Genomic DNA, 11,213 nt, shown 5'->3' with positions numbered 1-11,213 from the left:
TTTAGGGTAGGCTACCCAGGAACGTGAAGGTGCGCTCCTGCCCTGGTCAGACCTGTTCCCACGGACCGAATTCGAGCAAAACGTCGATTGCCGTCTTACCGTCCTGCGGCCGAACGACATGTTCGAGGGCGTAGACCCTCGATCCCTCCGCGGCGCGAGCGAGATCGGAAATACCGGGCAGAATGGTCGGTTCGGGTGGGCCGCCCACACCACGGTGGAAGTTCTCGATCGAATGCCCCAAGTAGAGGACGCGCCCGCCTGGCGTCAGCCACTCCCCGACGCGTTTGAGCGTGTCGGCCAGCTCGTCGACCTCGAGGTGAAGAAAGCTGACCAACACCAGGTCAACTACCCCTTCCGGTTGCCACGTGGTCGCGTCGCCGACCTGCCAGTCGACAGCCTTGTCCAAGTCACTCGCCCGTGCCAGATCGATCGCCACCGACGAGTAGTCGACGGCAGTCACCGACCACCCTTGCCCGGCCATCCACCGCGCGTGACGGCCGTCGCCGCAGGCCAGATCGATCGCAGTGCCCGGCTTCAGGTCGGCAATTCGTGTTGCAACGGTTCCCGCCGGGTCGATTCCCCACGGCTCCGTCACCGCTCGGTATCGCTCGTCCCAGTCGTGTGCGTCCATGATCACTGCTCCTCGTGGTTCGTTTCACCGCGGTTCGTCCCACTGTCTCCGATCAGACGGTGCAACGAGCAGCATAGAGAACCCTCAAACGTGACAGATACATACCCCTGGGGGTATACAGGTGACGGTCAGGAATACCCCCACCCGTATCAGGAGCGAAGATGTCAGCGACCAGAACAGTCACCGCGGACCCACCCGCCCAATCCGACGGCATACTCGCGCGCCTCGGTCGATCGATGGCGGCGCACACCCTCCTCGTCATCGGCGTCTGGTTGATCGCGTTGGTCGCACTCGGCGCCGCAGCACCCAGCGTCTTCACCTCCCTGGCCGGCGCAGGTTGGCAGGCAAACGGATCCGAATCAGTGCAGGTTCGCGAGTTGGCCGAGCAGCATTTCGGTGGAAACTCCTCCGCTGCAGTGCAGGTGGTCGTTCACTCGGATTCTGTGCCCATCACCGATCCGTCGATGCAGCAAACGCTGGCGGCGGCAACGGAAATCTTTTCCGCGGACCCTCGTTTCGGCGAAGTGGTCGCCCCGCAGACCGGCATGACCATCAGCCCGGACGGACATACCGGCATCATGATCGCGGGCGCCAACGCAAGTACCGACGAGATGGTCAGTGCGGTAGACGAACTCGGCAAGGAACTCACTGCATTGTCCACGGACACCATCGAGGTGTACCCCACCGGCGCGTCGGCTTTGTGGAGCGATTTCAACAAGGCCAATCACGAAGCGATGATCAAGGCCGAAATGATGTCGTGGCCCGTCACTCTCGCGATCATGGTGTTGGCCTTCGGCTCCCTGGTTGCCGCAGGACTCCCACTGCTTCTGACACTCGCAGGTCTGGTCGCCTCGGCGGGCGGGCTTGTGATCCTCAACGAGATCACGCCGATTTCCGTGTGGGCCATGAACTTCGCGATGATGTTCGCTCTCGCACTCGGCATCGACTACGCACTCTTCCTCGTCGCCAGGTTCCGGGAAGCACTGCGAACCGATCCGGATCCGCGGGCCGCCGTGGCTCAAACGATGGACACCGCCGGCAAAGCTGTTGTCCTCTCCGGCCTCACAGTTCTGGTCAGTTTGTCTGCGGTGCTCATCGTTCCAGCCCCGGCCGTACGCACGATGGCTGTCGGAATCATGCTCGCTGTGATCTTCGTTCTCGCCGCAACACTCACCCTGCTACCTGCCGTGCTCGGCCGGATCGGCGCCAAGGTCAACGGCGGTTCACTACCGTATGCAAAGCGCCAGCAGCACCGCTCCCCGATGTTCGCAGCTTGGGCATCACTGCTGCACAAGCACCCTTGGCCTTTCGGCATCGGCGCCGTGATCGTCCTTATCGCCCTCGTCGTTCCGGTCTTCGGACTGAAGGTTGCAATGCCCTCCATCGCCGTGGTTCCCGAGGACGCCCCGGTTCGACAGGGATACGAATTGGTGCAGCAGCAGTTCGGTGACGGGGCACCCGGAATGCTGCAAATCGTCACGTCCACCGACGATGCAGCCGACACCTCGCGTCTTGCCATGAGCGTGGATGGCGTCGCAATGATCACCCCGACGCAACAAGCGGCCGACGGATCCGATCTGGTTATGCTGCAAGCAGTTCCCACCGTCGACCCGTCAGATCCTGCGATGGAAACCATCCTTGCCGACCTTCGGTCGCAACTGCCGGAATCGGCGCTCGTCGGCGGCGCTCCGGCTGAAAATCTCGACCTTCAGAAGGCGCTCGACGACTACCTTCCCTTCGTGGTGGTCGTGATTCTGACGCTCGGATTCCTGTTGCTGCTGATCGCCCTCCAGGCACCTTTGATCGCCTTGATCGGCACGCTGGTCAGCCTGCTGTCCACTGGGGCCGCATTCGGAATCGCGAAGTTGATTTTCCAGGACGGCCACGGAGCAGGCCTGCTCGGCTTCGATCCCCAGGGGTTTCTCAACGGGTGGGGTCCGGTCTTCTTCTTCGCCATGATCTTTGCCATCGCGATGGACTACACCGTGTTCCTGCTCTCGAGCGCCAAGGAGCACTACGAACGCACAGGTGACCCCGAGACCGCACACATCGACGGCCTCGCACATTCGGGTCGGGTCATTGCGGCGGCAGCAGCGGTGATGGTTGCGGTCTTCTTCACTTTTGCGCTCGCAGATCCCTTGCCACCCAAGGAAATGGGCATCATTCTCGGTGTAGCTGTCCTCCTGGACGCAGTGCTCGTCCGCTTGGTGCTGCTGCCCGTTCTCCTGCGCCTCAGCGGCCGGGCAGCCTGGTGGGCGCCGGCATGGTTACTACGCGTCCTGCCGAACATCAGCTTCTCGCATGGCTGACCGTGTACCCGACATCACTGTCTTCTTGATACCCCCAGGGGTATGATGGAGACAAGAGAAATCGAAGCCAACGACATCGAAGCCAATGGCACCGAAGCCGACGACAAGGAGCGGGCAATGACAACACCCACAGAACCGATAGCGATCGCAACCAAGGTCACCGGAACTTTCGACGACGTCGTCACCCGAACTCGTGCTGCTCTCGCCGAGCAGGGCTTCGGCATCCTGACCGAGATCGACATGCAGGCAACACTCAAGGCGAAGCTGGACGAGGACATGGAAAAGTACCTGATCCTGGGTGCCTGTAACCCGCCGTTGGCCCATCGGGCAGTTTCGGTGGATCGTCAGATCGGCCTCCTGCTGCCGTGCAATGTTGTCGTCCGCGAAGATACGACTACCGAGAATTCGTTCTTCGTCGAAGCGATGAATCCCGCTCTCATGGTTCAGGTTTCCGGCGAACCAGGCCTGGAGTCCGTGGCAGCCGACGCCGCCGTCAAGTTGCGGGCAGCCGTCAACTCGTTGATCTGACACCGCAGCCGGATCAAACACCGGATCAAGCAGTGACATGCCCCCAGGGGTACCCTTGGCCGCAGCACGAACACTCGAGAAGGGGCCACCATGACCGGCGACGAAGAGAGCATTGCGCTCGTACTGAACAGACTGCGGCGTGCTCACGGCCAACTTGCCGGGGTCATCTCGATGATCGAGAACGGCCGCGACTGCAAGGACGTCGTGACGCAGCTCGCAGCCGTGTCGAAGGCGCTGGACCGAGCAGGGTTCAAGATCGTCGCTTCCGGGCTACGTGAATGCCTCACCGGCGAAAGCGCGGAAGGTCAGGAACCGATGACCGAGGCCGAACTCGAGAAGCTGTTCCTGGCACTGGCCTGAAACATGAGAAGGGCCTGACCTGCAGTCAGCAGGTCAGGCCCTTTCTCGCGTGCGGAGAACTACTTCGCCAGGAAGTCGATCAGCACCTTGTTCACGGCCTCCGGACGCTCGAGGTACCCGTAGTGTCCGGCGTCGGGAATCTCTTCGAACGACGCCGTCGCGATGCAGTCGGCCACCTCGCGGGAGAGGTAGGGCGGGATCATGCGGTCGTCGGCGAAAGCGACGGACAGGCACGGGCGCATGATCGACTTGTACGCGCCCCGTCGATCGAAGGCGCGGTCCATACCGAGCTGTGCGCGAACACCCGGTGACGTTGCGCCGCCGGTGAACTCGAAGATATCCATCCAGTCGCGCGCAGAGTGATCGTCTGCCAGCGTGGCCGGCGAAAGGTTCATCACCGCGGTCACTGCGGCACGGTATTTGGCCGGCAGAGCGACGCCACTGTCGAACAACTGGCGCTCACCCTCGGTCAGGACCTGCTGGAAATGATCCATCCGGGCGTGGCCGGCGAGGAACACTGCTTTGCGAACCAGATCGGGCCTGGCGAGCGTCAGTTCCTGCGCCACCCGGGCGCCCATCGAGGTTCCGATGACATGGGCGGGGCCGCCACCGAGGTGCTCGATCAGCCCGGCGGTGTCCGCAACCATGTCGGGCATCGTGATGCCGCCGAGGCTCTCGCCGGACGGTGCGATTCCGCGGTTGTCGAAGGTGCAGACTCGGTAGCCGGCGGCCACCAGCGCCGGGGTCTGGTGCAGATCCCAGACGCGGCCGGGGCTGCCGGTCCCCATGATGAGCACCACCAGATCTCCATCACCCTTGACCTGGTAATTGATGGGGATTCCGTTGATTGTGGCGACCGTCATGTCAGCCTTCCTCCTCGTACGTGTGATCAACAATTTTGGTTGGATAGCCTAAGCTGATGGGCGGTCGTGTGACCGCAACCCCAGCCCATGCTCGTCCAGGAGGACCCCCGTTGAGAGTCGCTACGCTCGGATACCAAACCTGGGGCCACCGTACCCTGCAGGCCTTGATCGACTCCGATCACGAGGTCGTGCTGGCAATCACACACCCGAAGAGCGAACACGTCTACGAACAGATGTGGGCGGACTCGGTTGCAGATCTGGCGGCCGAGAACGGTGTACCCGTTCACGTGGCGAACAAGCCTGACGACGCCTTCAAAGCCGCGCTGGCCGAAGCATCTCCCGACATCATCGTCGCCAACAACTGGCGTACCTGGCTGCCGGCGGAGGTCTTCGCCGCACCCAAGTACGGCACCCTCAACATCCACGATTCGCTGCTGCCCAAGTACACGGGATTCTCCCCGCTCATCTGGGCTCTGATCAACGGCGAAGAAGAAGTCGGGCTCACGGCGCACCTGATGGACGAGGAACTCGATGCGGGCGACATCGTGCTGCAGCGTTCGACGACGGTCGGCCCGACCGACACCGTCACCGATCTGTTCCACCGCACGATCGACATGATCGGCCCCATCACACTCGACGCCCTGGATCTGATCGCGTCCGGCCGTACCGACTGGACGCCGCAGGACCGATCGCAGGCTACGTTCTTCCACAAGCGTGCACCGCAGGACAGCCACGTCGACTGGTCCTGGCCGGCCGAGGTCATCGAGCGTTTCGTCCGGGCACAGTCCGATCCGTACCCCAACGCTTTCGCGGAATTCAAGGGCCGGCGCATCCGCATCCTGAAGGCGTCCGTCTCACGCGGGCACTACGGAGGTACCCCCGGCCGCGTGTTCATCCAGGAGGACGACGGCATGGTGATCGTCGCGGGCCCCGACGCATGGTCGGGCAAGAACAAGGGACTGCGGATCGAGCGCGTCAGACTCGACGACGGCAGCGAGTACACCGCCGCCGAGTTCTTCCCCCACGGCGGCGGGTACCTCACCTGATCGTCTGATCAGACCCCCTCAGTCGCGACCTTCCCAGGCCGCCCACAGCTGTGCGTAACGCCCGCCCGCGGACACCAGTTCGCGGTGCGGGCCTTCTTCTACGATCTGTCCGTGTTCGAGCACGATCACTCGGTCGGCGCCCGCAGCCTGTGTAAGCCGGTGTGCAACAACCAGAGTGGTGCGGCCCTCCGTAGCGGCTTCGGCAGTCGCTTCCAGTTCCCGTGCTCCGGCGCTGCCCGCCTCCGCTGTTGCTTCGTCCAGTACCGCGACGACCGGGTCGGCCAACACCAGTCGCGCCAAAGCCAACTGCTGCGCCTGTGCCGCCGTCATCTCGTGCCCGCCTTCGCCCACGACGGTCAGCATTCCCTCGTCGAGAGCCTCCACCCACTCGTACGCGCCGACCGTCCGCAGCGCCGCGGCTACGTCCTCGTCCGAGGATTCGGGAGCGGCCAACCTCAGATCCTCGATCAGGGGCCCGGCAAAAACATGGACCTCCTGACTCACGATCGCGATGTGGCGTCGTAGGTCGTCGAGGTCGGCAAGCGGGACACCACCGATCGACACCCGCCCCGACGTCGGAGTGATCGAACCGGCAGCGATCGCCGCAAGCGTCGTTTTTCCGGCTCCGGTCGAACCGACGAGCGCCACGCGCTCCCCCGCTCGCAGGGTGAGGCTCACTCCGTGGAGAACCTCATGGCCACCGTCGTAGCTGTGCCGAATGTCGTCCAGACGCAGCGAACCGTCGGCCGGAACGGAACCTGCATCCGTCGAAGGCTCCGTTTCCTCGATCTCGACGACGCCGACCAGTCGCGCGAGGCTGGCGCCGGCCGACTGCACTTCGTCGAAGGTGTAGAGCAGCGAGCCGATCGGGTTGAACAGGCGATGGAACAGCAGAGCAGCAGTCGTCGTCTGGCCTACTGTCACGACGTCCTCACGGACCAGCAGGAATCCGACGACGAGAATCATGGACAAGCCCACGAATTCGGCGCGGTTACCGCGACCGGCGAACCTCGTGAACAGGCCGAACACGCCGACGGCCAGATCACGCGCTTTTGCCGACGCCGCATCTATCTGACCGAGGTGTTCCTTCTCGAGGCTGTACGCGCGGACCGTCTTGGCACCCTGGAGGCTGCTGATGAGCGCTTGTGAACGAGCGCCCATCGCTACCCGCTCGGCAGCGTAAATGGGAGCCGATCGCGGCAGGTACCACTTGAGCGCCAGCGCGTACATCGGCAGCGCGACCATTCCGGCGAGGCCGAGGCGCCAGTCGAGTCCCAGCATGGTCACCATGCTCAGAGCCACGAGCAGAACTGCTGCGATCATGCCGGGAACCACGTCGGACACGGCCTTGGCGATCACCGACACGTCGTCGCCGACTCGTGAGAGCAGATCGCCCTTGCCGACCTTCTCGACGGTCTGGATCGGCAGGCGCAGTGCCCGGTCCACGGTTCGCTCGCGCAGGTCCGCCAGAATCGTCTCGCCGAGTCGCTTGATCAGATAGGCGGCCACACCGGTGAACACACCGCCCACGATTGCGGCGGCGGCGATGATCACGACCACCCCGACGATCGTCGACGTGGGCGCGTTGTCCCGGACCCGGTCGACCAGGACACCGAAGACGTAAATCGGCACCAAGGCCATCGCCGACGCCGAAGCCGCGACGATCAGGACCAACAGGCTCTGCATCCGGTGTTCGGCCAGCGCTGCTCGCAACCACTTCCAGGTCTGTCGACCACCCGCGATCGGCAAGAGTTCGCGCTCGGTCACCTTCTCCGCGTTCTCCCCGGCCGGCATATCGGTTGTCATGTCCGTGGCCGTCACCGCAGCACCGCTCCTCGGTAGTTCGCGTCGCCGCGAGAGAGTTCGGAATGTGTGCCGATCGAGGCAATCACTCCGTCGTTCAAGACGATCACTCGATCCGTCACAGCCAACAAGGCCGGGCTACTGGTGATCAATACCGTCGTGTGGATGCCACCGGCACCCTCGTGCCGCAGTTCTGCGATTCCTTCGGCGATCGACGCCTCGGTCACCGCGTCCACTGCCGTAGTCGGATCGTGCAGGACCATCACGGGTGCCTGTGCCACCAAGGCGCGCGCGAGGGCGACGCGTTGTCGCTGACCTCCCGACAAACTGGCGCCTCGATCGGTCACTTCGAGGTCGAGACCGTCCGGATGTGCGTCGACGACATCCGCCGCTGCCGACGCTGCCAGAGCGCTCTGGATGTCGAGAGCAGCGGCATCACCGGCGCCCGCAGTGACGTTCGAGGCGAGGGACCCGGAGAACAGATCGGTGAGGTGCGGCTCCACCAACACCGTCCGACGCGCCAATCGCAAGTCCATGTCGGACAGGCTGATTCCGCCAACCCTCACCACTCCGCGATACGCGCCCTGAGCCAGCTGACCGGACAGGACCGCGACAAGAGCGTCGGCGTCCTGCGGCTGGTAAGCCACGACGCCCAGCAGTTCTCCGGCAGGCAGGTGCAAGTCGATGCCCTTGAGCGACTTGTACTCGACTCCGTCGAGGGTCAGGTCGGTGCCTTCGAGTTCGGTCTGCGAACCCGCGCCCCGCAGTGGCTCCGCGTCCAAGACCAATGCCAGTCGATCCGACGACGCCCGCGCCACCGCGAAGTATCCGGGAATGGACGCAAGCAATCCGAGCGGTTCGATGATGAACTGCGCAAGCCCCACCACGGTGATCAGTTCACCGACCGTGATCCGGCCCTGCAACGCGAAGTACCCGGCGAAGCCCGCAACACCGACTGCGAGCAACGCACTGACGGTCGCGGCAACGCCGGTGTAGATACCGGTCGCCTTGGCCGTGCCGATCGTCGACGCGAGAGCCTGACGGCTGACTGTGCGATAGCGAGCCGACGCGGTCTTCTCACCACCGATACCGCGCAGTGGACGCAATCCGCTGACCAGATCGGTAGCCATCGCGGACGCTCGCGCGATCGACGCCTGCTGACCGGTGGCCCTCGACGTGATGAGCGGCGCCGCCAATTGCAGCAGACCGAGAATGACCGGCGTTCCGATCAGAACGGCTAATCCCAGCCAGAGGTCGATCCACACCAATGCCGCGGCCGACGCGACCGCAGCCGTCAGGGCCGCAGCCGCGCGCGGGACGATGTCCGCGATCCACGAAGTCTGCTCGGCGTCCGATGTCGAAACAGTCAGCAGTTCACCTGAACGCAGATCGGTGCGCACCCCACGCGGGTCGAGGACGCGGTGCGCCACCTCGAGCCGGAGGCGATGAGCCTCCTGCTGCATCGCGGTGACGATGAAGCGTGCACCGAAGCGCCACGCGGCCGTCAGAACGAGAAACAGAGCCGCGAGGCCGACGATGGAGACGATCAGGGCCGTGGTGTCCGAAGTCTCCACGGCACGGTCGATGATCACACCGATGGAGATCGGCACCGCCGTCTCGGTCAGTTGGTGCAGACAGACCAGAACCGTGCCGATAGCGAGCGGGCGACGGTTGCGGACGAGGACGCGTCGCAAAATCGCAGCACCGCTGTGATTGCCACTATCGGGCTCGTCCGAGTCGACGGTCACACTCGAGGGGGTCGAACTCATGGAACTCCAAGCATCGATGGAAGCGATAAAGTTGAGTACAGAGATAAGTAAGTCGACCCTAATACATGAGCAACTAGCGTCGACACGCCCAGTTCTCATAGAGTCGCGAGTAAGAAACATTGCTTGCGCCGTGCAGGCAAGCACGAGAGGAACATGATGGCTGAGAACACGACCGTCGAAACCGAGATCGCGGACGAGGAAATCGAGACCGTCGCCGAGGAAACAGCGCGCATGGCGCAGCACGTTGTCGCTGCATACGCGGAGGATGCCGACGAGTGCAGGATGCTGCTCTCGATGCTCGGTATCTCGCCCGCCGCCAAGCTCGACTGAATCTTTCCCTCACCGACCGAGAAGGAACCACGTGCCTGTCAGTCCGGATTCGACCAGTTCAACCCTTTCTGACAGCGCACTTGCTTCTTCGACCGGTGACACCGTGTCCGGGCAGGCTGAGTTCGTCGTCGTAGCGAACCGCCTGCCCGTCGACTTGGAACGGCTTCCCGACGGCACCACCCGCTGGAAGCGGAGCCCCGGTGGACTGGTCACCGCTCTCGAGCCGATTCTGCGCAGCAATCAGGGCGCGTGGGTGGGCTGGGCGGGCGTGCCCGACGCCGATCTCGACCCCATCGTCGAAGACGGACTCGAGCTCTACCCCGTGCCGCTGAGCGCCGAGGAGATCAACGAGTACTACGAGGGGTTCTCCAACGCCACCCTCTGGCCGCTCTATCACGACGTCATCGTCAAACCCGAGTACCACCGCGAATGGTGGAACGCCTACGTCGAGGTGAATCGGCGGTTCGCCGAAGCCACTTCCAAGGCAGCGGCTCAGGGCGCAACCGTCTGGATCCAGGACTACCAGCTGCAGTTGGTACCGAAGATGCTGCGGATGCTGCGCCCCGACCTCACCATCGGATTCTTCCTGCACATTCCGTTTCCCCCGGTCGAGCTGTTCATGCAGATGCCGTGGCGCACCGAGATCGTCGAAGGCCTCCTCGGCGCCGACCTCATCGGCTTCCACCTTCCGGGTGGCGCACAGAACTTCCTCTACCTGGCCAGACGCCTTGCCGGACAGCAGACTTCGCGCGGTACCGTCGGCGTCCGCTCCAAACTCGGTGTGGTGCAAGTAGGTTTCCGTAGCGTCCGCGTCGGTGCATTCCCCATCTCCATCGACTCCGGCAAGCTCGACGAGCTATCACGCACCAAGGCAATTCGAGACCGCGCCAAGCAGATTCGCAAAGAACTCGGAAACCCCAAGCACATCATGCTGGGCGTGGACCGCCTCGACTACACCAAGGGCATCGACGTCAGGCTCGCCGCACTCCACGAACTTCTCATGGAGAAGCGCATCGATCCCGCCGACACGGTCATGGTGCAGTTGGCGACCCCGAGCCGCGAACGCGTCGAAAGCTACGTACAGATGCGCGGAGACATCGAGCAGAAGGTCTCCCGGATCAACGGCGAGTTCAGCGAAGTCGGTCGCCCCGTCGTCCACTACATCCATCGGCCGATCCCCCGCGACGAACTGGTCGCGTTCTTCGTCGCTGCCGACCTCATGCTGGTCACGCCGCTGCGTGACGGTATGAACCTGGTCGCCAAGGAGTACGTCGCCTGCCGCAGTGATCTGGGCGGCGCATTGCTGCTCAGCGAATTCACCGGCGCTGCAGCAGAACTCCGCCAGGCTTTCCTGTGCAATCCCCACGACCTCGACGACGTCAAGGATTCGATGGAGAAGGCCCTCAATCAACCGCCAGAGGACGGCCGACGCCACATGCGTGCGCTACGTCGTCAGGTCCTGACCCACGACGTCGACCGCTGGGCACGCTCGTTCCTCGACGCGCTCGCGCACGGCGGTGCCGCAGGTCCGGCGCTGATCGCCCCGGCCGAAGCACAAGACCACTGAGGACAGT

General features: G+C 63.7%; 10 protein-coding genes. 6 read left to right on the top strand and 4 right to left on the bottom strand.

The window, feature by feature from the left end; all coding sequences use genetic code 11:
• Positions 1-46: 46 nt before the first annotated feature.
• Positions 47-631, bottom strand: coding sequence for a class I SAM-dependent methyltransferase (locus FEZ59_RS04515; RefSeq protein WP_020968514.1), 585 nt, complete (start codon positions 629-631; stop codon positions 47-49).
• 161 nt (positions 632-792) lie between these two features.
• Here FEZ59_RS04515 and FEZ59_RS04510 point away from each other — a divergent pair, with 161 nt between their 5' ends.
• From FEZ59_RS04510 to FEZ59_RS04500, 3 genes are all read left to right on the top strand, one after another.
• Complete coding sequence (locus FEZ59_RS04510; protein ID WP_172932286.1) at positions 793-2,940, top strand: MMPL family transporter; 2,148 nt, start codon at positions 793-795, stop codon at positions 2,938-2,940.
• A gap of 117 nt (positions 2,941-3,057) precedes the next feature.
• The gene (locus FEZ59_RS04505; protein WP_172932373.1) at positions 3,058-3,468 is read left to right on the top strand and encodes a DUF302 domain-containing protein; all 411 of its coding nucleotides are present in this window, start codon (positions 3,058-3,060) and stop codon (positions 3,466-3,468) included.
• 90 nt (positions 3,469-3,558) lie between these two features.
• Positions 3,559-3,828: a metal-sensitive transcriptional regulator gene (locus FEZ59_RS04500; RefSeq protein ID WP_003945889.1), complete on the top strand. Its 270-nt coding sequence runs from the start codon at positions 3,559-3,561 to the stop codon at positions 3,826-3,828.
• A gap of 59 nt (positions 3,829-3,887) precedes the next feature.
• Here FEZ59_RS04500 and FEZ59_RS04495 read toward each other — a convergent pair whose 3' ends face one another.
• Positions 3,888-4,691 carry an alpha/beta hydrolase gene (locus FEZ59_RS04495; RefSeq protein ID WP_020906324.1) on the bottom strand — a complete coding sequence of 268 codons (804 nt, stop codon included), beginning with the start codon at positions 4,689-4,691 and terminating at the stop codon, positions 3,888-3,890.
• Positions 4,692-4,801: 110 nt separating this feature from the next.
• Between FEZ59_RS04495 and FEZ59_RS04490 the strand changes: the two genes are divergently transcribed.
• Complete coding sequence (locus FEZ59_RS04490; RefSeq protein ID WP_172932285.1) at positions 4,802-5,737, top strand: methionyl-tRNA formyltransferase; 936 nt, start codon at positions 4,802-4,804, stop codon at positions 5,735-5,737.
• Positions 5,738-5,755: 18 nt separating this feature from the next.
• Here the strand turns inward: FEZ59_RS04490 and FEZ59_RS04485 are convergent, their stop codons facing one another.
• Entirely contained in the window at positions 5,756-7,531 is a 1,776-nt protein-coding gene (locus tag FEZ59_RS04485) for an ABC transporter ATP-binding protein (protein ID WP_172932372.1), read from the bottom strand.
• Positions 7,532-7,554: 23 nt separating this feature from the next.
• Positions 7,555-9,309 (bottom strand): ABC transporter ATP-binding protein, encoded by a 1,755-nt coding sequence (locus FEZ59_RS04480; protein ID WP_202022458.1) that lies wholly within the window; start codon positions 9,307-9,309, stop codon positions 7,555-7,557.
• A 156-nt stretch (positions 9,310-9,465) separates the two neighbouring features.
• On the opposite strand from FEZ59_RS04480, the gene FEZ59_RS04475 reads away from it, so the two are divergent.
• Both FEZ59_RS04475 and FEZ59_RS04470 read left to right on the top strand, forming a co-directional pair.
• Entirely contained in the window at positions 9,466-9,639 is a 174-nt protein-coding gene (locus FEZ59_RS04475; RefSeq protein WP_020968508.1) for a hypothetical protein, read from the top strand.
• 103 nt (positions 9,640-9,742) lie between these two features.
• Positions 9,743-11,206 carry a trehalose-6-phosphate synthase gene (locus FEZ59_RS04470; RefSeq protein WP_172932370.1) on the top strand — a complete coding sequence of 488 codons (1,464 nt, stop codon included), beginning with the start codon at positions 9,743-9,745 and terminating at the stop codon, positions 11,204-11,206.
• The last annotated feature ends 7 nt before the right edge of the window (positions 11,207-11,213 follow it).

This window comes from Rhodococcus sp. MS13 (assembly GCF_013277835.1).
Lineage (GTDB): Bacteria > Actinomycetota > Actinomycetes > Mycobacteriales > Mycobacteriaceae > Rhodococcus_F > Rhodococcus_F erythropolis.
Note: the sequence above shows the minus strand (reverse complement) of the source record. Positions and strands in the feature narration are given on the sequence as shown.